This is a genomic window from Nitrosomonas sp. (assembly GCF_040256045.1).
Taxonomy (GTDB): Bacteria; Pseudomonadota; Gammaproteobacteria; order Burkholderiales; family Nitrosomonadaceae; genus Nitrosomonas.
Genome location: NZ_JBDZWD010000040.1, coordinates 1 through 22,420 on the forward strand (window position 1 = coordinate 1; position 22,420 = coordinate 22,420).

Consider the following 22,420-nt stretch of genomic DNA (forward strand, 5'->3'; position numbering starts at 1 on the left):
TACGAGTTTTCTTTTCTAGTGCAAGAACTTAGAGCGAAATGTCAACAGACCCTAGGACAGCGGTCAGGTCGATCGCGCTGAAGATTGGCTGCGTATCCACCACGCTGCGGGAATGAATCAAACGCAGCGAAATCGATAGTGGTACATGCACAGCTTTTGATACTTTGGTACCTGTCCTTTTACATAGTTTCTAATTGTGTATTCATCACTAGGGCGACCAACAGCCCTTGAGAAATAACTATTGGCTCCATCCAAAACTCATCACCTCAAAGCTATTTTTTTAACATAAGGATATAAGCGAAATATCTCCCGTGCCTCTTGATTAGCGTATCAGCTTTGTAACGCTATCCGGGAAATGCTAGAGGGTACATCAGTACCATAGCATTATGTCATTTATGTAAATATCCACTCACACAGATATTTTACATCCCCAGAAACGAGGAACCGAATCTGAAGAGATTCAAAAACTCCGCACCAATTGCTCCATTAATGGAGCAATGTTATCCAAAAAATAGTCTTTATTCTATATAAGAAGCAATGGACAATTCCACTCTTTTGTGGGAACCATCATGAAGGAAATAAGGGAAGTATTAAAAGGAAGCGTGAATATCAGGCTATTCGGTTTTGTGTTGACCTTGTTTGTATAGGTAAACCTGCATCAGATCAGATGAGTATTGACCGTCACATAGGCACAGTGTGCCTAAAAGACGAGATATCACTAGAAAACTGATAACTGGTAAGGAAAGAAACCGTTGATTCAGGTCGGATACTCGAAAATTACGAAGCTTCAAATGATTACTTGCTCAGGACTTCCCTCATTACCACGCCGTTTGTGTTGGGTATTTTATTATATGTAGGAGATAAATATGATTAAGGTTATTCTGAATTATGAAGCTATTATTTATGCAGTTACTATTGCTCTGTCAGTTATGCTGATAGCCGCGTGTAATCGTCCTGGAGTGCAGGTTACAGAAAGAGAAAGAGAAAATTATGAAAAAATTATTGCTGGTGAAATAGTACAGTGTCCATATGGACTGGATGCTAATGGATCGTGCCTGGATGAAGGTGATGATGGCATCTGGTAATTATGGCTGCTACCCTTTCCATAACAAAAAACCAGAGTAAGTTTTTTATCTAATTACACTATTCCAAGATTCTTGGAATGTACCACTGAAGTAATCTTCCATGAGATCGATTCCGTCTCATTACAACATGAGAGACTGGAATCGATCAAAAATCCTGTCATTTATTCATACTGTAAACCCAGTAATTTCCTGCTCAGGTATTATTCCCTAATACGAATGGAGATACCGATGAGCGACATACAAGAAGAAGAGATCAAGGGGTGGATCGCCAAGCGTAAATCGGTGCTGGTAATGGACATCATCTATGGTTAGGGCTACGGTGCAGAAGTCAGCCGCCAGTTTTTGATCTTTCCTACGCCCCAGCGAGACGTACTGGCCGCCGAAGCAGCAACGACACGAGAGTTCCCACGGTGAAGCGTAGGAACCATCAAATATCCATAACGGAACTAAACACTATCCTGAATTGCTTCGAGAGCAGTCTTCAGGCGGGTATTTCTTACTTCAACGCTTCGAAATCAGCCAACCCCCTGCTGCACGTTGCTGTTGTACCTGGACGGAAGCAGATGAGGCAGTGATTGCAGGAAAAGCAGCGGATCATTTGTCATGGCGACATCTGAAACAGTCATGTCTGCCAGCGTTTACCATACCAGTTGACCCAGGTAGCGTTCCAGCTCACCTGCAACTTCCTATAGGATGAAGACCGAAGAATCAGCCGCCTGATCAGCATGCACATCAGCGGTATGCGCCAGCGCTGATAAACACGAGCAAGCAATGTTCTATTATCACTGCTGCCCCTATCATTGTCGACGCCAGTGGACACTCCATCCGGATGCGAAGTATTCGTATCGTCTTTCGTACTCATATCGCGCTGTTACATCGGCCAGGAATGTGGATCATCCATTCGAATGGAATTAAGAATCATTATTATATCAGACGGATACTGCTTTGAAATGTCTGTGACAACACGTCATCAAAACAAGCGATGAAGAAACTGAGCCCGAACTTCCTTATTGTCTGTTACATGGCCTTTGTGGCATTCTGTTTATATCAAATGAAACCGGGGAAGATTCGAGGAGTTGGCAATGAACTATTACACTTTTCTGGAAAGTCCTGTGGATCGACTGTTACTCACGAGTGATGGCGAGTTTCTCACAGGTGTGTATATGGAAATAGAGATACAAAAATTGCTGCCTCGTATGACAGATAACTGGCAGCAGGATGCCGCCCCTTTCGCAGAGGTGATTGCTCAGTTGAATGCCTATTTTGCCAGGGAACTGATTCAGTTTGATCTGCCCATGAAAGCAACTGGCACGCCATTTCAGGAAGCGGTCTGGCAATCACTTAGCACTATTCCCTATGGCGAAACTGTCAGCTATAAAAATATTGCGGAACGCCTGCACTTACCCAAGGCCGCACGTGCAGTGGGTATGGCCAATGGTCAGAATCCCATTTCGATCATTATCCCCTGTCATCGTGTTATCGGTGCCAATGGCAAGCTGACAGGTTATGGAGGTGGAATTCATCGTAAACAGTGGCTGCTGGCACATGAAGACAGGCAAACTTCTTTTATCTGATTGGATTACAGCCAAGTTGGTTCAGCTATTGCCCGTCCTCATAAACCTGTGTGGTAATAGCCGCATACTGCGCAAGTGATAAATTCTCGGCTCGCAATCCGGAATCGATTTCCAGCCGTTCAAAATCATTGGCTGTCAAATAATGACGCAATGTATTGCGCAGTGTTTTACGTCGCTGGGAGAATGCAGCAGTTACCAGTTCGGCAAACAGTCGTTCATGCTCTACCGGAATAGTCGGTTCTGCTTTCGGACGCATGCATATAATGGCAGATTGGACTCGCGGAGCCGGATCAAACGATTCTGCAGAAACAACCAGCATTTGTTCCATTTCAAACCGGTTCTGTAACATGATCGACAAGCGTCCGTAATCCGGTGTGGAGGGCAACGCGACCATCCGTTCCACCACTTCGAGCTGCAGCATGAAATACATATCGGTAATCAGGCTGCTGAAGCGGGAAAGATGAAACAGCAGTGGCGTGGAGATGTTGTAGGGCAGATTTCCGATGATCCGCAGCCCCTCTCCCAATACTGAGAAATCAAATTCCAAGGCATCGATATTGTGCATAACCAGCCTCCCGGGATAAGTTCGGGATAGATAATCGACGATATCACGATCTATTTCGATGACCTGCAGTTCATCGAGGATATTCAGCAGAGGTCTGGTCAGTGCGCCCAGCCCCGGTCCGATTTCGATCATTCGATCGCCAGGTACTGGACGAATAATATGAATGATTTCCGCGATGACAGCAGTATCAACCAAAAAGTGCTGGCCGAAACGTTTGCGGGGGATATGCCGCATATCAGTTTACCGGATAGATTTTGAATGACAGCCTGATTGCTGGCCTGATTTCTTCAAGCTTCTGGCAATGACAGATTATCTTTGAGGGCCGTGTGTTTTTCCGATGAGCATCAGCGCCGTTTCAATGGCGGTATTCATGCTGCCGGGATCAGTTTGCCCGGTTCCTGCCAGTTCCAGTGCCGTACCGTGATCGACAGAAGTACGGATAATGGGCATTCCCAAACTGATATTCACACCATGGCCAAAGCTGGCGTGCTTGAGTACCGGCAATCCCTGATCATGATACATGGCAAAAATACAATCATATTCTTTGAGTTTGGAGGGATTGAACAAGGTATCCGCCGGTAACGGGCCGAGCAGATTCATCCCTTCATTACGCAGTTTCTCCAATACCGGGATAATCACGTCGATTTCTTCCCGGCCGAGGTGCCCGGACTCTCCCGCATGAGGATTCAGCCCCGCCACAGCAATACACGGATTTTCAATGGCGAAACGTGTTACCAGATCATGGTGAATAATACGCAGTTTCTGTTCCAGCCGTTCCGGTGTAATAGCAGCAGGCACATCCTTGAGAGGCAGATGTGTAGTGGCAAGCGTCACTCGCATTCCTCCTCCCGCCAGCATCATAACCGCGTGGCTGTTCGTCAGCTCGGACAGGTATTCGGTATGCCCGGAAAAAGGAATACCCGATTCGCTGATAATGCCTTTATGCACCGGTGCGGTAACCATGGCATCGGCTGTGTGTGTGCTGCAGGCTTCAACCGCTAGCCGCAGTGTCGTCAGTACGTAAGCGGCATTATTAACATCGAGCTGGCCCGCCACAACCGGATTGTTGACGGGTACATGCTGTACAGATAATTGACCGGCCCGGTAAGGCTGAACATTATCAGGATCATCCTCGTACAACTGCAGAGGTAATCCCAATTTCTCAGCACGCTGATCAAGCACATCACGATCGGCAATAACGGTCAATCGACAGGGCAAATCCCGTTGCGCAATCTGCACACATAAATCGGGGCCGATACCGGCAGGTTCACCCGCAGTCAATACCAGTCTGGGTATGGAAGAAAGTGTCATATCATTGATTCGATCAATATACTCGACTGTTTATGAACAGAATATCGCAACAAGAGTATCATCAGTTATCCTCAACTTTATATTCCACATAAGCCTGATCCCTGAGCTGTTGCAACCATTCCTGCACAATAGCATCCGCTTTGCGTGCATGTATGGTACGACGAGCCGTTTCCCGCTGCTGGCGTTCACTCACATCCTGCGAGCGCCGCTCGATGACCTTGATCAGGTGCCAGCCAAAGGAGGTACGCACGGGCTGGCTCACTTGTCCGGGCAACAGCGCATTCATCTCCTGTTCAAATTCAGGCACAGTGTCTCCCGGTGAAACCCAACCTAAATCTCCTCCAGCAGATGCACTGGCATCCTCCGAATGTGCCTTGGCTACATCCATGAAATCTGCACCGTTATGAATACGTTCCATGAGCTGATTGATCAACTGGTGAGCATCTTCCTCCGAAACCAGTTCACTGACCTTGATCAGAATATGCTGTGCATGGGTCTGTTCTATGATCGTCACCTTTTGTTCCTGCTGCCGGCGTTCGAGTAATTTAAGGATATGAAAACCCACCGGGCTTCGTACTACCGGGGTAATCTCTCCCGGTTGCATGTTCACCAGCATTTCGGAAAACGGTGAACCCAGTTGACCAGGTGGCCGCCAGCCAAGCTCTCCTCCCTGCATCGCATCCGGTGCATCAGAAAATTCAGCGGATATTTGCACAAAGTCTGCCCCCTGGCGGAGGTTTTCATAAGCAGTCTCGGCACGTTTATGTCTCGCTTCTATTTGCGCCTCATCCATCTGTTCCGAAATCTGTACCAGGATATGTGCAATACGATATTCCTCATTACTGTCAGGTGAATTAGCCTGATTTTGCAGGAAATTATCGATTTCATTCTCAGTGACATTGACACGGCTGTTGACTTCCTGTTCTTTCAGCCGAGACATCAGGATTTCACCGCGAATTTCCTCACGAAACCGATTCATGTCGGTTCCTTCCTGGAGAAGTACCTGCCTGAATTCATCCATGGTGAGATGGTTATCCTGGACAATCCTGCGCAAAGTCTGATCGAGATCGTTATCGCTGACCGTCAATCCGATTTCCTTGGCACGCTGCAGTTGTATACGTTTTAGAATCAAACGTTCCAGTAGTTGCTTCTCCAGAATTTCCATACGAGGTAACTGTGTATTTTGTCTCTGCAACTGATGAACTGTATTTTGCAATACCTCGTTGATTTCCTGTTGAGTGATGACTTCCTCATTGACAACCGCTACGATGCGATCGATCGGCCTGATATCATCTCTCGAATAAGAACTCTGGGCAAAAATATCGCCTGCCAGCATAGTGGCAAAAATAGCATAAACGCCGGTCAGCCAGTATTCCCTGAATTTCAATCGCCTGTTACTGCGGAATTGGATCATTACAAATCTGTCCTCGTATAACCCGGAATGGTTTGTTGCAGCACACGTACCGGATTGGTGCCGACTCTCATCAAATCGTTCAATTCCAGCTGAACGAAAATATTGGTCGAAGTGCGCTGTGTCGCAGTTGTGAAATGACTGGTCACAAATCTTAATGACCAGCAGCAGGCGTTATACTCAAGACCCAGCAGGCCGGCAAGTAATTTGTCATCTTTCAGCGAGTAATTAATGGCTGCAAAGCCTTGCCATTTTTTCAGGAACGGCCATTGAGTGGAAAGATCAACCTGCTCCAGCACATCCCGAGTGAAACGATAACCTGCATTGATAACCTTCCCGGGTGCCGGACGATAGCTGATACCGGTACGTATTTTTTCGATCAGAAGATTATTCTGGTTGAGCTGTATCCCGCTATCTGTCTTGATATTCTGTGTGATCCCGCCGGAAAGCTCTGCGATGAAATCGGATCCTGCTCTCGTAACCTGAGGAGAATTAAGTACCACTCGGCGATCACTGAAACGGATCCTTTGCCCTGCCGAAAGACGCAGGCGCTCATTACCGGTTGCGGAATGAATCAGACGGGAACTGACCGCCAGTGTAATTTCATTGGCATCGTTGATCCTGTCTTCACCGCTGAACCTTCTTTCCAGAAATAATTGAGGATAACTGAAATCCATTTCAGCAGAATCAAAGTTGGGCAACAACTGCTGATCTCTATAAGGAATATAGGTATAGAAAACACGCGGTTCGATGGTCTGAACGAAATTTTCGTGCCCCAATGTCGTATCGCGCTCCAGCACCACCCCGCTGTCGAGGCTGAATATTGGTACAGTCCGGTTGAGATGTTTGTCATTCGCTGTCGGATTGGCCGGCTCATTCAGGTCATAGCGGGTATGGTGCAGTGATACCCGGGGTCGGATAAAACCAAAGGAATTTTCCAGCGGCAAGCTCACCCCTGGAAGAAATGTCATACGTACACCATGTGGCAGGGTCGGATGTACAAAATGAGTGAAACTGCTGGCTAAATCAAAATCCAGGCCGTATACATTACTTTTTGCCGCATTCAGGGTAAATCGCGGCAGGATTTTGAAAGGTGAAATGATAGGTGCTCTGGGATCCTGAAGGGTCTGGAATTGTTGCAACAGTGTACTGAAAGTGAGCATACCGTTGCGACCCAATTCTCTGAAATAACTGGCAAAACCCTGTTGCAGCAAGTTGGTCTGGGAAGTAAAGAGGATATTATTGCCCAAATCCCGGAAATAATTGCGATCCGAGGCACTGTTGTAGTTAATCATGCCAAACCATCCCGCACCCAGATTGTGGAAATGATTGAACTGCATGCCGTAGCGAGTGGTATCGGTTTCCAGATCATTCGGCAGATAATCCAGTAAGAACCGGCCATTGAGCGTCTGGCCGATGTAACGAAATTCATTATTGAGCATCACTCCACGTCTGCTCATGAGACGCGGAGTGATCGTAGCATCGTAGTTGGGCGCAATATTCCAGTAAAAGGGAACAGAAACCTCAACCCCGCTTCTGCTGGTATTGCCCATAATCGGAGACAGAAATCCGGTTTTTCGCTCATTGCCGAAAGAGAAATTCATCCACGGCACATACAGAATCGGCACATCCTTGAAGCGAACCGAGGCATGGCGTGCGGTTCCCACTTTCTTTTCTTTATCGATTTCCAGATCATCTGCCAGGATATACCAGTCATGATCATCCTCGGGGCAAGTGGTATAGCGTGCCTTCTTGAATCTGTATTGATTTTCTCCTTCCAGCAGCAGCAAGTTTCCATCACCCCGCCCGTTCCCATCCTTCTGAAGATACCGCGGATTACTCAACTGACCCGTGTTGTCATCCAGGTTCATTTGCAGATAACTGCCCCATAAAGTGTCATCCGGGCGTTCGAGTTGCGCATTACCCTCGACTTCCACATTCTCGTTACTCTGATAGTATTTCACCCGGTCAGCCGTCAGCGTCTGGTCGCCACGGCGCATACGCACATTGCCGGTCGCTTCGATCTCTTGCTGGTAATGCCCGTCGATGTGATCTGCTTCGATATAAATCGGCTGGTGCTCGCTCGATTCAGGAGATGGGTCTGCACTCATGGCTCTGACTGGCAGCAATACCAGACAGGCGTACAATATCAGGCACAGTTTAAGTGTACTCATTCAAGACCGAAACTTTAATGAAGTTTTTTGCAGATACTTTCCTGTAAAGGCACTATTATCCGATAATTTTTCCGGAAGCTCGACTGGAACAAAGGCCTGGTTGCTGTTGATTTTGAATGTTTTCAGATAACAGCCCGATTTCGTTCCAGGCTGAACAAAGCATATCGGGAAACTCACACTGATCAGTTATTTTTATGCGCTCCCACTGTTTCAATGCCTGACCTCAATACTATTTTCTCAGCCGACGGGCTACTTGCCGGGAATATACCAGACTATCGTCCCCGTACCCAGCAGCTGGAGATGGCGCAAGCCATCACGCAAACCATAGAAAATCAGGAAATTCTGGTTACCGAAGCCGGTACAGGTACAGGGAAAACCTATGCCTATCTGGTACCGGCTTTGTTGTCGGGCGGGAAGGTCATTTTATCGACTGGCACTAAAACATTACAAGATCAGCTTTTTCAGCGCGACATTCCAACCATGCGTGCCGCCCTGAAAATACCGGTAACCATCGCATTACTGAAAGGACGTGCCAACTATATCTGTCATTATCATCTTGAACGCACCTTGAATTCGGATCATATTCACTTTGCCAACCGTACCGAAGTAAAATATCTCAACCTGATCGAACGCTACGCCGGCACCAGCAGCCATGGCGATAAAAGCGGGCTGGATAAGGTCCCGGAACAAGCCGCCATCTGGCAGTATGTCACTTCCACACGGGAAAACTGTCTGGGATCGGACTGCCCGCATTACCGACAGTGCTTCGTGATGGAAGCGCGCAAGCGAGCGTTATCAGCCGATATCGTAGTTGTCAATCACCATCTGTTCTTTGCTGATGTCATGTTGCGTGATGAAGGTCTTTCCGAATTACTGCCTGCTTGCAATACCGTGATATTTGATGAAGCACACCAGTTACCCGAAGTGGCCAGCCTGTTTTTTGGGGAATCCGTCAGTACCGGCCAGATACAAGTTCTGGTACGTGATACTGATACTGAAGCACTACTCGAAGCAAAGGATTTTGCGCCTCTGTTCGATGCCACGGCAGCCGTCGGGAAAGCGGTGCTGGATCTGCACCTGACAATCGTGGAAAAACATACACGTATGTCTTCCGCTTCCGCTGCACGATATCCCGGTTTCAGTGAAGTAAGACAAATCTTGCAGGAAAAGCTGGTGCTGCTGACCCAGTTACTCGAAACCCAGGCGGTGCGTTCGCAAGGGTTGCAAAACTGCTGGCTGCGAGCACAGGCTCTGCTCAACCGGATCAGACAGTGGCATGAACAATCTGAATCCCGGGAATTCATCTGCTGGGTCGAGACCTACAGTCAAAGTCTGCAATTCAATACTACACCTCTATCCATTGCAGAAACATTCAGCAAACAACTCGATGCTTCCGCGCGCGCCTGGATATTCACCTCCGCCACCCTGTCAGTCAAAAAGGATTTCTCTCATTACAACCGGATGATGGGATTGTCTGAAGCTAAAACGGCCAATTGGGACAGTCCATTCGATTTTCCCGATCAGGCATTGCTCTACGTACCTTCCCAACTGCCTGACCCGAATACACCACACTACACCGAAAATGTCGTTCAGGCCGTGTTGCCAGTCATCAAGGCAAGTCAGGGGCGGGCATTTATCCTGTGTACCAGTCTGCGCAACATGCAGCAGATTCACGAGTTGCTGCAGGCTGCTTTTCAACAGGAACAGCTCGAGTTCCCCTTATTACTGCAAGGACAGGAAACTCGTTCTGCCCTGCTGGATCAGTTTCGCAACTTGGGCAATGCGGTACTGGTAGGAAGTCAATCCTTCTGGGAAGGTATCGATGTAAAAGGAAACGCACTCTCACTCGTCATCATTGACCGGTTGCCTTTTGCTTCGCCGGATGATCCGGTATTGTCTGCACGTATCGAGAAACTTACTCGCGAAGGCCGCAATGCCTTCATGGAGTACCAGTTACCTCGTGCAATCATCAACCTGAAACAGGGAGCCGGCCGTCTGATACGAGATGAAAAGGATCGAGGGGTACTGATGATTTGCGATCCGCGTCTGGTATCCAAGCCTTATGGTAAGCAGATCTGGCAAAGCCTGCCGCCGATGAAACGCACGCGGGACCTGGATGAAGTACTGTGCTTTCTGGCAGATATCTAAATTATCCGACTCTCACAGACCGATAACATCCGCCTGCCTTGATGGAAATCAGATTTTATCCTTCTGCCGATAAAACGATTGACATATGCAGAGATGAAAACTCTTAACTACAGTCTCTTATGTCCGATATCATGGCGCATCTGGCAGCCATCGAAATGAATATCTGCTGCAATCGCATATGCCTGTGATTGCGCTTGCTGGATATCCTTACCCAAAGCAGTCACGCCCAGCACGCGCCCGCCCGATGTCACAATTTTTGTCGGATCTGTATTACTCATCGCAGTACCGGCATGAAAAATGTGGAATTCATCAGAATTACGCTGAGCAGCCATCACTGAATCCAGCCCATGAATGAGGTCATTTTTTCTCGGACTGTCGGGATATCCTTGGGCTGCCATGACCACACATAATGCCGGCCGCTGATCCCATTCGATACTCGCCTGATCCAGTGTGCCATTGACGGCATGATCCAGCAGGGTAAACAGATCAGATTTCAACCGCAGCATGATAGTCTGCGTCTCCGGATCTCCGAGGCGACAATTGAATTCCAGTACCCTGATTCCATCCTGCGGAGAGATCATCAGCCCGGCATACAGAAATCCGATATAAGGTTGAGATGTCTTTGCCATCCCCCGGATCACGGGCATGATAACTTCCTGCATAATTCTGTCATGCAATTCAGGCGTAATGACCGGTGCCGGTGAATAAGCGCCCATACCGCCCGTATTGGGTCCTTCATCGTTATCCAGAAGGCGTTTGTGATCCTGACTGGTAGCCAAAGGCAAAACATTCTTTCCGTCTGACAGTACGATGAAACTGGCTTCCTCTCCTTCCAGGTAATCTTCGATCAGAATGTGCGCACCAGCCGCACCCAGCCTGTTGTCCACCATCATGGCATCCACTGCCGCGTGTGCTTCATCCAGCGTTTGTGCAACGACTACTCCCTTACCGGCCGCCAATCCATCAGCCTTGATGACGATCGGCAGGGAATGCTGGTTGATATAACGATGAGCGGCCGCTGCATCATCAAACGTTTCACAGACAGCGGTGGGAATACCGTGGCTGAGCATGAATGCCTTGGCGAAACTTTTGGAACCTTCCAGTCGTGCACCATTTCGGGTGGGTCCGAATATTCTCAAGCCTGAAGCCTGAAAGGCATCGACGATACCCTCTGCCAATGGCGCCTCCGGGCCAACCACGGTCAGATCGATTTTTTCCTGCCGGGCAAACGTCACCAGATCAGGAATGGAAGTCATTGCAATATTTTCCAGTTTGGCTTCCAGTGCCGTTCCGGCATTACCAGGCGCAACGAAGATCTTTTCAATCACAGAGGATTGAGCCAGCTTCCATGCGATGGCATGTTCCCTGCCGCCACTGCCGATAACGAGTAATCTCATGCTAATGCCTGAAATGTCTGACACCGGTAAAGACCATGGCCACCCCCTGTTCATCAGCTGCTGCGATGACTTCCTCATCACGAATACTGCCGCCAGGTTGAATCACCACCCTGGCGCCCGCCTGAGCAAGTATATCCAGACCATCCCGAAACGGGAAGAATGCATCCGATGCGACGACTGATCCATGCAGATCGAGGTTGGCCTGCTGTGCTTTGATCGAAGCGATACGTGCACTGTCCACCCGGCTCATTTGCCCGGCACCGATACCGAGTGTCTGACCATTGGCACAAAATACGATGGTGTTGGATTTGACAAATTTCGCCACTCTCCAGGCAAACAGACAGTCTTCTATCTGTTCACGAGTGGGTTTTATCCGTGTGACGACCTGCAACTGATCTGCTGTGATATCGAGATCATCCGGGGTCTGAACCAGCAATCCGCCATCCACCCGTTTCAGATCATAGAGATTGTTTTGTTTATCCAGCGGTACGGTCAATACCCGGATATTGGGCTTGTCTGCCAGCAGGTGTCTGGCCTCCGGGGTGAATTCCGGTGCAATGATGACTTCCACGAACTGTTGCAATATTGCTTTGGCCAGATCAGCCTCGACAACCCGGTTGATCGCGATAATGCCGCCAAATGCTGATACCGGATCAGTGGTAAATGACTTTTTATAAGCAGCCAGCGTGGTATCGGCAATGGCCACCCCACATGGATTGGCATGTTTGATGATAACGCAGGCTGGTTTATCGAACGTTCTGACACATGCCCATGCAGCATCGGTATCAGCAATATTGTTATAGGAGAGTTCCTTACCCTGAAGCTGGTCATAGTCCGCGAAACTACCTGAAACATTTGCCATATCACGATAGAACGCCGCTTGCTGATGAGGATTTTCACCGTAGCGTAACGGCTGGGCCAGCGTAAAACTCAGATTGAGCTGAGCCGGGAAATGTTTCATCTGTGAGTTCGATGGCTCCAGTGCAGTCAGATAATTACTGATGGCACCATCATAGCGTGCCGTGTGGGAAAAAGCTTTTTGTGCCAGCTGGAAACGATAGTCATGATCGATCGATCCGTCGTTGGCGCGTATTTGCTCCAGCAACGGCCCGTAATCCTGCGGGTCGGTTACGACAGCGACACGCTGGAAATTCTTGGCGGCTGCCCGGATCATGGTAGGCCCGCCGATATCGATATTTTCGATTGCTTCTTCAAATGAACAATCCGGTCGGGCAATGGCTTGAGTAAACGGATACAGATTGACCACCACCAGATCAATCGCTGGAATCTGCGCCTGCTCCATCACTTGCCGATGTTCAGGCAAATCCATTCTGGCGAGAATACCCGCATGTACCTTGGGATGCAGCGTCTTGACCCGTCCATCCAGCATTTCGGGGAAGCTGGTATAGTCGCTTACTTCTACGACGGGAATACCTGCTTCCTGCAGTAATCTTGCAGTTCCACCGGTTGAAAGAATAGCGATATTGAATTGGTGCAGAGCTGCTGCCAGCTCAACTATGCCTGTCTTGTCTGAAACGCTGATCAACGCCTGTTTTATGCTCATTTGAAAATTTATCGGATCTGGTGTTTGATTAATCGGTTGCGCAAAGTATTGCGATTGATACCCAATAATTCGGCAGCTTTGCTTTGATTGCCCTGAGCGTATTGCATGGCGACCTCTATGAGTGGTTTTTCCACACTGCGTATAACCATTTCATAAATAGGACATGGTTTTTCACCATCCAGATCCTGGAAATAGGCCTCTACTGCTTTGCGGATACAAAGTGCAATCTCACTTTCGTTGATAACCGTCATGCCTCAATGACCTCTTCGTCGATATAAGTAAGCGTGCGGCCCTGATCGGCCAGCTCTGCAAAAAACTGCTGTGTGGCTGCCAGTTGTTCTTCAACTGTCGCTAACCGGTTCATGGCATGACGGAAGGCAGCAGAACCGGCAAGTCCACGCGTGTACCAGGAGATGTGTTTACGCGCTATTCGCACACCCGAGTATTCACCGTAGAAATGATACAACTCTTGCAGGTGATCGATCAGGACGCACTGAATTTCAGCCACTTCAGGAGGAGGCAAAAAACCGCCTGTCGCCAGATAATGATCAGTTTCGCGGAAAATCCAAGGTCTTCCCTGGGCGGCACGACCGATCATGACAGCATCGGCACCGGTATATTCGATGACTTCTCGGGCTTTTTCGGGTGTATTGATATCTCCATTGGCAATGACGGGAATTCTGATAGAAGCTTTGACCGCAGCAATCGTGTCATATTCTGCCTGACCACGGTAAGCACAGGCACGCGTACGACCGTGTATCGCCAGCGCCTGTATACCTGCACTTTCCGCAATACGCGCAACAGCAATTGCATTTTTGTGCTGCGTATCCCAGCCAGTTCTGATCTTCAGGGTTACCGGGATATCCACAGCCTGCACCACGGCATCAAGTATCCTGTTGACCAAACTTTCGTCTTTCAGTAAAGCGGATCCCGCCATGACATTGCAGATTTTTTTGGCAGGACAACCCATGTTGATATCAATGATTTCAGCACCATGATCCGCGTTATGACGTGCGGCTTGTGCCATCATAGCCGGATCTGCACCCGCAATCTGTACTGAAACCGGCTTTACCTCCTCGTCATGACAGGCACGGCGCCGGGTTTTTTCCGATCCATATAACAGAGAGTTACTGGAAACCATTTCAGATACTGCCATTGCAGCACCCATCTGTTTGCACAGTTGCCGGAAGGGCCGATCGGTGACCCCTGCCATGGGAGCAACGATCAGCTTATTCTTGAGCGTATAGGAACCAATTTGCATGAAGCAGGAAAACTCGTTCAAAATATCAGAGGGAGAACCCGGTAACTGTCGGCCTGTTCCGGCAATGCCCGAAGTTCAATGAAAATAGCCAGGAAAACCAGCCCGATCTCCGGGCTTGGACAAGCTTGCTCCAGGTTGCCCGGGAAGCATTCGATTATCCAATAAACCAGCCTTTAGTACCAAATATCATCTGATGTGCGATCAGGCGCCTGGCTGGGGGCAGATTGTCCAGCACAGCCAGCCCCATGCCGCTGCAAACCTGCACCAGCGGCAGATCTGCCGTAAACAGTTTTACCAGAGAGTCGGTAAACAGCCGGCTGATACGTTTATCACTCTGGCGTCGTCTGCTGTAGGCAGCCAGCATTCTGGTCGATCCCGGTTCACCAGGCGTGCCTGACGGGATACGGCTGATTTCACTGGCCAGTTCCCATGCATCACGCAATCCAAGATTGAAACCCTGCCCGGCAACCGGATGAAGTGTTTGTGCCGCATTCCCTATCAGTACTGCCCGGTGGCCGGTAATGGTCGATACATGTTTGAGTATCAGCGGAAAATTCGATCGTGGGCCAACATCAGTGAATTTGCCCATACGATCTCCGAATTGCTCATGCAGATGCAACAGAAACAATTTGTCATCGAGCTTCAGAATTTTTTCTGCTGCTGCAGCCGGCATTGTCCATACCAGCGCATATCCTTCACTAGAAGGTAGCAACGCCAGAGGACCGTTCAAGGTAAAACGTTCAAATGCCGTCCCTGGCCGGGGCGATTCAACCTTGACGTTGGCCACGATGGCAATTTGCTGGTAATCATGGGTATGGTAACGGACTCCGTCAATCTGTTCCGCAAGCCTACCGCCATCTGCCAGTACCAGTAATCTGGTCCGTACCTGTCTGGTCGTACTGCCTTGTTGGTAGGTTATCTGCGCCAGCGAAAGATCGGTTCGAATGGCAGTTACCAGGGCATTGGTCTGGTAGATCGCATTGCTGCCTCGTACTGCCCGACCCATGGAATGGTAGAGATCATGGTAGTTAACCACATATCCCAGTGCTGGAACACCTGCATCATCCGGTGTGAGGACAGCATGGCCGAAATGACCGCGATTGGAGATATGAATCGTGGTAATTGGCGCAGGTTGTGCCAGATTTTCCCAGATATTCAGTCGTTGCAGGATTAGCCGGCTGCCATATGAAAGCGCCAATGGACGGGGATCATCCACTTTTTCCGGTAATTCACGCGCTTCAAGCAACAACACTGAAAATTCATATTCGCGCAATGCCAGTGCCAGTGCCATCCCGACTGGCCCGCCCCCAACGATGACGATATCGAACTGCTGTTCAGACATGATCATTTATATCGAGTTGATGACAGGCACACAGGTGGAGTGTCAGTATTCAAATCCATGATTTACCGATAACGGGATTCAGCCGATCTGGCATGTGCATCCAACCCTTCTCCCTTTGCCAGAATGGATGCTGTTGCACCCAGCCTGGATGCCCCGGCTGCTGAAACCTGGATCAGGCTGGTACGTTTCTGGAAATCGTAAACTCCCAAGGGTGAGGAAAAGCGTGCCGTACTGGAAGTGGGAAGAACATGATTGGGCCCCGCACAATAGTCTCCCAACGCTTCACAAGTATATCGTCCAAGGAAAATTGCGCCGGCATGCCGGATGCTATCTACCCATTGCTCCGGCTCATCAACGGACAGTTCCAGATGTTCAGGTGCAATCCGGTTGGCAATCATGCAGGCTTCTGCCAGATCACGGACATGAATCAGAGCACCGCGATTCTCCAGAGAAGAACGAATCACATCCCGGCGTGGCAGTGTGTCAATCAGGCGGGAAATACTGTCTGCTACCCTGTCCAGGAATGTTTTATCCGGGCAAAGCAGAATCGATTGTGCCTGTTCATCATGTTCCGCTTGTGAGAACAGATCCATTGCAATCCAGCCAGGGTTGGTTTTTCCATCACAGATCACCAGAATTTCAGACGGCCCTGCCAGCATATCAATCCCGACTGTGCCGAAGACATGCCGTTTTGCTGCTGCCACATAGGCATTGCCAGGTCCGACGATTTTATCTACTTTCGGGACGGTGGTTGTACCGTAAGCCAAGGCGGCAACTGCCTGAGCACCTCCAATAGTAAGAACACGATCTACTTCACAGATTGCGGCAGCGGCCAGTACCAGTGGATTTTTTTCTCCTTTGGGCGTTGGCGTTACCATGATTAGTTCCTCCACACCCGCTACCCGGGCAGGAATTGCATTCATCAGCACAGATGAAGGATAGGCAGCCTTGCCTCCAGGCACATAGAGCCCGACCCGGTCCAGTGCGGTAATTTTCTGCCCCAGTCGCGTGCCATCCGGCTCAACATAATCCCATGATCGGGATAGCTGTTTTTCATGGTAGGCCCGTATACGAGAAGCAGCTTGCTCCAATGCCTCACGTTGTATCTTATCCAATGACATTAAAGCAGATTGCCACTGATCCCGGGGTAATTCGATCTCTTCGATCCGGTCAATATCCGGGTTATCAAACCGGCGTGTAAATTCAAGTAATGCTCCATCCCCATGTGTTCTGACTTGATGCAGAATTTGAGTGACGGTGCGTTCAATTTCGCTATCGACAGAAACTTCAAAACTCAACAATTGATCGAGTTCTGCCTGGAAATGGTCATCAACAGATGACAGCCGCCTTATTTTGATCATGATAGTTTCCGGATACTGGATTACAGGTTCTTTGGCACTGCTGCACTGAAAGTTTCCAATAAAGGTTGTATTGCGGTATTTTTCAGCTTCAATGCTGCCTGATTAACGATCAGACGGGCTGAAATCGGCATGATTTCTTCAATTGCCTGTAAACGATTGGCTTTGAGCGTGCTGCCGGTCGAGACCAGATCCACAATTGCATCTGCCAGACCCACCAGCGGTGCAAGCTCCATCGAACCATATAATTTGATCAGATCGACATGCATTCCTTTTGCAGCAAAATGGTTACGTGCGGTTTTCACATATTTGGTAGCCACACGCAAGCGTGCACCACGAAAAACAGCCGAGGCATAGTCATAATCGTCACGTACTGCAACCATCATACGACAACGGGCAATCTTCAGATCGAGCGGTTGATACAATCCGATCCCGTCATGTTCCAACAGCACGTCTTTTCCAGCCACGCCCAGATCTGCCGCACCATATTGCACATAGGTCGGCACATCCGTAGCACGCACCATGACAAGCCTGACATCCGGCCGATTGGTTCCAATGATCAGTTTGCGCGAGCTGTCCGGATCATCGCTGGGAACGATTCCAGCTGCCTTCAGAAACGGGATCGTATCCTCAAAAATCCGCCCTTTGGAAAGGGCAATGGTAATATCTGGCATCAATAAATCGTCATCCAAGATTTGCTGCAGCAAACTCCCAGTTGATCAGTTTATCGATAACCGTATTGACGTAATCAGGGCGACGATTCTGGAAATCCAGGTAGTAGGCGTGTTCCCATACATCGATCGTCAGCAGCGGGCGAATACCGCGTGTCAGAGGTGAGTCGGCATTACTCGTCTTGATGATGGTCAGTTTTGGTCCTTCCTGAGCAAGCCAGGCCCAACCACTACCAAATTGTGTAATGGCGGCATTGGCAAATTCCTGTTTGAAAGTTTCTACACTGCCGAAAGCCTCTTCGATTTTCTGTTTCAACACGGCAGGAGGCTCCCCTCCTCCTTTAGGACTGAGACTGTACCAGTAAAACATGTGATTCCAGATTTGTGCTGCATTGTTAAAAATTCCTGCTTTATCGGCCTGCTCGGCTGTAGCCGTGATGATCTGTTCCAGTGATTGTCCTGCAAACGCCGTTCCTGCAACGAGTTTATTCAGATTGTCTACATAAGCCTTATGATGCTTACCATAGTGGAAACCCAGTGTATGCGCGGAAATAACGGGTTCCAGCGCATTATCGGCATAAGGCAGCGGTGCCAGTACATAAGTATCACCCGATTGTGCAGCTTTTGAAAAATTATCCAGATTAGTACTCATTTTCTCTCCTTTATTTCTGAAAACGAATTTGAATATTGAAAACATAAAGTCGGATGGCACGAATCAAGAGAATGTTATTGGTTATTGTCCGTCATTTCTGTCGTAAAGGTCACCTGATGGTATCCGGCTAATCTCGCTGCTTCCATAACAGTAATTACCGACTGATGAGTGGCTTTTGCATCAGCACTGATAATAATGATCGGATTTTCCTGGTTTTTGGCCGCTGATTGCAATGTATCGCGCAGGCTCTCGATACTGATAAATTTTATCGGGACACGGTTAATCGTATAGTCACCTGTTGCACTGACTGACACATCGATTACCTTTGAAGTATCCGGTGCAGGGTCTGTTTCAACCGCAGCGGCTTGTGGCAATGTTATTTCCAGCTCTGAAAACTTTGAGTAAGTGGTAGTAATTACCAGAAAAATGAGGATGACCAGCAGTACATCAATCATTGGTACGAGATTGATCTCAGGCTCTTCTTTCTTCTGTCCTCGCTGAAAATTCATTTGATTTTTGATGTTGATCGATAAAAAACAGCGGGTTGCCGTCTACCCTGCGGGATCATGATAATAGATCAGACGATATTCTCTCAAAACTTACGGGCCGACCAGGTTATTCTAGTTTATTATTACCACTTTCACCATGCCCACGCATATTTTGAATTGTTTCCGTCATTCGTAAAAGTCGTAAAAGGTTTTATGTGGATCGTCCAGTAGTCAGCATCGTAATGGGCAGCAGAAGTGACTGGCAAGTAATGCAACATGCTGTAGACATTCTGAAAAACTTCTGCATTCCACATGAAACCATGATTGTCTCGGCACATCGCACGCCTGACAGGATGTTCGAATATGCCGAAACGGCCCATGGCCGTGGGATCAAGTGCATCATCGCCGGTGCGGGAGGGGCTGCCCATCTTCCCGGCATGATTGCCGCCAAAACCATACTCCCCGTTCTGGGGGTTCCAGTTACGTCAAAGTATTTGCAGGGTATGGATTCACTCTTATCCATCGTACAGATGCCCAAGGGGGTACCGGTTGCTACTTTTGCCATCGGAGAGGCAGGTGCAGCCAATGCTGCACTGTTTGCTGTCGCCATTCTGGCCGGAAAAGATATCTCATTGGCCGAAAAACTCGATCAATTTCGTAAGGATCAGGCTGCCTTTGTCGCCGCGATGACACTCCCCGAATCATGTATATAAAACCGGGCACTATGCTGGGTCTGCTGGGTGGCGGACAACTGGGGAGAATGTTTACCGTGGCAGCACAGCAAATGGGTTACCGGGTAACCGTGCTTGATCCGGCTGCAGAAAGTCCTGCGGGAAGTATCGCTGAACACCATTTGCAGGCAGACTATCTGGATGACGATGCGCTGGATGAATTAGGATCGACCTGTGCAGCAGTCACTATCGAGTTTGAGAATGTGCCGGCTCAAGCGTTACGCTACCTGGCACGACGCTGTATAGTAAGCCCTGATGCCGAAAGTGTTTCGATCGTACAAAATCGTATTCGCGAGAAGCTGTTTCTGGCTGAAAATGGTTTTCCGGTCGGGCCATTCGCCGTTATCCATGACGGACAGAATTTGCCCTGGGTGGATGTATCTCTGTTCCCCGGGATACTCAAGAGCAGCCAATCCGGTTACGATGGCAAAGGGCAAATACGGATCGAACATGCGGATATTCTGCCTGAAGCATTCACTGCACTTGGCAATAAACCCTGCGTACTGGAAAAACGATTATCCCTCACTCGTGAAATTTCCGTCGTTCTGGCTCGCGACAATCTCGATCAGGTTACCTTCTTTCCTGTTCCTGAGAACCGCCATAAGCAGGGTATCCTGGACATGAGCATCATACCGGCTACGTTGTCAGACGGGGTCATTGAAAAAGCACGCGAGATTGCTCGACAAATAGCCATACGGCTGAATTATGCCGGTATTCTGTGTGTGGAATTTTTTGTTCTTGATGACGACCAGATCCTGGTCAATGAAATTGCACCCCGTCCACACAACAGCGGGCATTATTCACTTAATGCCTGCGTAACTTCCCAATTCGAGCAACAGGTTCGCATACTGTGCGGACTGCCTCACGGCAGTACCAGACTGGTACAGGAGGCCGCTGTCATGACCAATATACTCGGGGATTTGTGGAAAAATGGTGAGCCTGACTGGAACAGGATATTATGCCATCCGCAAACCAAGCTGCACTTATACGGCAAACGCGCAGCAAAACCCGGCAGAAAAATGGGACATTTCACTGTGCTGGCAAACACGGTTGAAGAAGCATTGCAGCAAACTGCACGGATCAGGCAGGATCTTCAATTCTGACCTGATATATTTAAAAGCAGATACCATTATGTCGACCACAGCACTGTTTGAGACCAGTATTACAAGCCTTCCTTTACTGCATCGGGGTAAAGTGCGCGATATATATACGGTGGATGAAAGCCATCTGTTAATCATACAAACAGATCGTGTTTCAGCTTTTGATGTGATATTGCCAACTCCGATTCCTGAAAAAGGAAAAATACTGACAAAAATTTCCCGTTTCTGGTTCGATAAATTAGCTCACATCATCCCCAATCACCTCACTGACATAACTCCTGAGTCTGTTGTTTCGTCTCGGGAGCAGGATCAGGTTTCGGATCGCGCTTTTGTCGTCAGAAAATTGAAGCCTCTGCCTGTCGAGGCCATCGTACGCGGCTATATTTCAGGTTCCGGCTGGAAGGGTTATGAGCGCAGCGGCGCTATTTGCGGTATCGCCCTGCCAGCAGGGTTACGGGAGGCCGATAAAATTCCCGGTGGCGCAATTTTTACACCCTCAACCAAAGCGGAAGCAGGATCACATGACGAAAACATCTCATATTCCGTTTGTGAACAACTTCTGGGAGTATCGCTCGCGGTGGCTGTCAGCAAGTATGCCGTTGCACTTTACACGGCTGCCGCCGGTTATGCATTGACACGAAACATCATTATTGCGGATACCAAATTCGAATTTGGCCTGGATGAAGCCAATCAGCTTTATCTGATCGATGAAGCGCTGACTCCTGATTCTTCACGCTTCTGGCCCGCTGAAAGTTACCAGCCTGGTAAAACACCTCCCAGTTACGATAAACAATTTATTCGTGACTGGCTGGAACAGATCAACTGGAACAAAACTCCACCTGCCCCTCCCATTCCTGATGAAATTCTCATGCAAACCATTGAAAAATATCGGGAAGCCTGCCGAGTACTGACACAATAGCTTCTGTACTACAAATCATCGCATGTCATCGGCGCAGTACTTGATCTTCTCGATCGGGAGTGGCCGCCCGACCATGAATCCCTGGGCATAATCAATCCCGATTTTTGCCAGCTTCTCCAGAATATCTCGCGTTTCAACCAGTTCGCCTATCTTGATTTTCAGAGCACGGGCGAATTTGTCGATATTTTCAACTTTTTTTCAGATCTTCAGCATTGTGTGGATATTGCAATCAGGCAGCGGGATTGTTGTATTTTCTTTACAAATTGCACTGCCTTGGCAAGTTGGCTGCCACATCTGCTGTTTCGATTTCAAAACATATTCTCTGCGGTTCTATCCCGGCTGCATTCAACAATTTCCGAACACGATCAGAAATACTGGATCGATGAGGGTGCTGTGAGCCGGATTTATAAAAAAATGAACCGGGGGTCAGCCCTTTGATCAGCGCGATAATGGATCACCTGTTCGACCACCCAGCCATCCAGGCGCGGTATCAGGCTATATTTTTCAACAAGCGGGGGATGTGCTCAGGAGAAAATAGATTGAATTCCTGGTAAGTACTTCATAATAATTCGAAGATGCCTGGTTCGATCCCGCAGGAATTATCTTTTGACAATACTGAACCGCCCCGACTATCGAGGAGGCTATTTGGTTAAAGTAAAGTGTTCATCA

At 48.7% G+C, this 22,420-nt stretch carries 20 protein-coding genes; 6 read left to right on the forward strand and 14 right to left on the reverse strand.

Annotated features, from left to right (window positions below; translation table 11 throughout):
* Nucleotides 1–866: 866 nt before the first annotated feature.
* Nucleotides 867–1,085 carry a hypothetical protein gene (locus tag ABUL11_RS08220; RefSeq protein ID WP_350283377.1) on the forward strand — a complete coding sequence of 73 codons (219 nt, stop codon included), beginning with the start codon at nt 867–869 and terminating at the stop codon, nt 1,083–1,085.
* A 622-nt stretch (nt 1,086–1,707) separates the two neighbouring features.
* Here the strand turns inward: ABUL11_RS08220 and ABUL11_RS08225 are convergent.
* Nucleotides 1,708–1,947: a hypothetical protein gene (locus tag ABUL11_RS08225; protein ID WP_350283378.1), complete on the reverse strand. Its 240-nt coding sequence runs from the start codon at nt 1,945–1,947 to the stop codon at nt 1,708–1,710.
* Between the two features lie 220 nt (nt 1,948–2,167).
* On the opposite strand from ABUL11_RS08225, the gene ABUL11_RS08230 reads away from it, so the two are divergent.
* On the forward strand, nt 2,168–2,659 hold the full coding sequence (locus ABUL11_RS08230; RefSeq protein WP_350283379.1) for a methylated-DNA--[protein]-cysteine S-methyltransferase: 492 nt from the start codon (nt 2,168–2,170) through the stop codon (nt 2,657–2,659).
* Between the two features lie 25 nt (nt 2,660–2,684).
* Here ABUL11_RS08230 and rsmA read toward each other — a convergent pair whose 3' ends face one another.
* The 4 genes from rsmA to ABUL11_RS08250 form a co-directional block, all read right to left on the reverse strand.
* Nucleotides 2,685–3,458, reverse strand: coding sequence for a 16S rRNA (adenine(1518)-N(6)/adenine(1519)-N(6))-dimethyltransferase RsmA (gene rsmA, locus ABUL11_RS08235; RefSeq protein WP_350283380.1), 774 nt, complete (start codon nt 3,456–3,458; stop codon nt 2,685–2,687).
* A 75-nt stretch (nt 3,459–3,533) separates the two neighbouring features.
* Complete coding sequence (gene pdxA / locus ABUL11_RS08240; protein WP_350283381.1) at nt 3,534–4,535, reverse strand: 4-hydroxythreonine-4-phosphate dehydrogenase PdxA; 1,002 nt, start codon at nt 4,533–4,535, stop codon at nt 3,534–3,536.
* Between the two features lie 61 nt (nt 4,536–4,596).
* Complete coding sequence (locus ABUL11_RS08245) at nt 4,597–5,949, reverse strand: peptidylprolyl isomerase (protein ID WP_350283382.1); 1,353 nt, start codon at nt 5,947–5,949, stop codon at nt 4,597–4,599.
* Nucleotides 5,949–8,120, reverse strand: coding sequence for an LPS-assembly protein LptD (locus ABUL11_RS08250; protein ID WP_350283383.1), 2,172 nt, complete (start codon nt 8,118–8,120; stop codon nt 5,949–5,951). The genes ABUL11_RS08245 and ABUL11_RS08250 overlap by 1 nt, the downstream gene beginning before the upstream one ends.
* A 213-nt stretch (nt 8,121–8,333) precedes the next feature.
* Here ABUL11_RS08250 and yoaA point away from each other — a divergent pair, with 213 nt between their 5' ends.
* Nucleotides 8,334–10,268 (forward strand): DNA repair helicase YoaA, encoded by a 1,935-nt coding sequence (yoaA, locus tag ABUL11_RS08255; protein WP_350283384.1) that lies wholly within the window; start codon nt 8,334–8,336, stop codon nt 10,266–10,268.
* A gap of 107 nt (nt 10,269–10,375) precedes the next feature.
* Here the strand turns inward: yoaA and purD are convergent, their stop codons facing one another.
* From purD to ABUL11_RS08300, 9 genes are all read right to left on the reverse strand, one after another.
* Nucleotides 10,376–11,665: a phosphoribosylamine--glycine ligase gene (purD, locus tag ABUL11_RS08260; RefSeq protein WP_350283385.1), complete on the reverse strand. Its 1,290-nt coding sequence runs from the start codon at nt 11,663–11,665 to the stop codon at nt 10,376–10,378.
* A gap of 1 nt (nt 11,666) precedes the next feature.
* Nucleotides 11,667–13,229: a bifunctional phosphoribosylaminoimidazolecarboxamide formyltransferase/IMP cyclohydrolase gene (purH, locus tag ABUL11_RS08265; RefSeq protein ID WP_350283386.1), complete on the reverse strand. Its 1,563-nt coding sequence runs from the start codon at nt 13,227–13,229 to the stop codon at nt 11,667–11,669.
* Nucleotides 13,230–13,237: 8 nt separating this feature from the next.
* The gene (locus ABUL11_RS08270; RefSeq protein WP_350283387.1) at nt 13,238–13,480 is read right to left on the reverse strand and encodes a helix-turn-helix domain-containing protein; all 243 of its coding nucleotides are present in this window, start codon (nt 13,478–13,480) and stop codon (nt 13,238–13,240) included.
* Nucleotides 13,477–14,490 carry a tRNA dihydrouridine synthase DusB gene (gene dusB, locus ABUL11_RS08275; protein ID WP_350283388.1) on the reverse strand — a complete coding sequence of 338 codons (1,014 nt, stop codon included), beginning with the start codon at nt 14,488–14,490 and terminating at the stop codon, nt 13,477–13,479. Before dusB ends, ABUL11_RS08270 begins: the two co-directional genes overlap by 4 nt.
* A gap of 154 nt (nt 14,491–14,644) precedes the next feature.
* On the reverse strand, nt 14,645–15,832 hold the full coding sequence (locus ABUL11_RS08280) for an FAD-dependent monooxygenase (RefSeq protein ID WP_350283389.1): 1,188 nt from the start codon (nt 15,830–15,832) through the stop codon (nt 14,645–14,647).
* 62 nt (nt 15,833–15,894) lie between these two features.
* Nucleotides 15,895–17,193 (reverse strand): histidinol dehydrogenase, encoded by a 1,299-nt coding sequence (gene hisD / locus ABUL11_RS08285; protein WP_350283390.1) that lies wholly within the window; start codon nt 17,191–17,193, stop codon nt 15,895–15,897.
* 20 nt (nt 17,194–17,213) lie between these two features.
* Nucleotides 17,214–17,864: an ATP phosphoribosyltransferase gene (gene hisG, locus ABUL11_RS08290; protein WP_350283391.1), complete on the reverse strand. Its 651-nt coding sequence runs from the start codon at nt 17,862–17,864 to the stop codon at nt 17,214–17,216.
* 10 nt (nt 17,865–17,874) lie between these two features.
* On the reverse strand, nt 17,875–18,513 hold the full coding sequence (locus tag ABUL11_RS08295) for a superoxide dismutase (protein ID WP_350283392.1): 639 nt from the start codon (nt 18,511–18,513) through the stop codon (nt 17,875–17,877).
* Nucleotides 18,514–18,587: 74 nt separating this feature from the next.
* A complete protein-coding gene (locus ABUL11_RS08300) occupies nt 18,588–19,022 on the reverse strand; it encodes an ExbD/TolR family protein (protein ID WP_350283393.1) in 435 nt (144 codons plus the stop codon).
* 248 nt (nt 19,023–19,270) lie between these two features.
* Here ABUL11_RS08300 and purE point away from each other — a divergent pair, with 248 nt between their 5' ends.
* From purE to ABUL11_RS08315, 3 genes are read left to right on the forward strand one after another with little or no spacing between them, the layout of a single operon-like run.
* Entirely contained in the window at nt 19,271–19,714 is a 444-nt protein-coding gene (gene purE, locus ABUL11_RS08305; RefSeq protein ID WP_502890038.1) for a 5-(carboxyamino)imidazole ribonucleotide mutase, read from the forward strand.
* On the forward strand, nt 19,705–20,835 hold the full coding sequence (locus tag ABUL11_RS08310) for a 5-(carboxyamino)imidazole ribonucleotide synthase (protein WP_350283395.1): 1,131 nt from the start codon (nt 19,705–19,707) through the stop codon (nt 20,833–20,835). Before purE ends, ABUL11_RS08310 begins: the two co-directional genes overlap by 10 nt.
* A 28-nt stretch (nt 20,836–20,863) precedes the next feature.
* Nucleotides 20,864–21,751 (forward strand): phosphoribosylaminoimidazolesuccinocarboxamide synthase, encoded by an 888-nt coding sequence (locus ABUL11_RS08315; protein WP_350283396.1) that lies wholly within the window; start codon nt 20,864–20,866, stop codon nt 21,749–21,751.
* Nucleotides 21,752–22,420 lie beyond the last annotated feature (669 nt).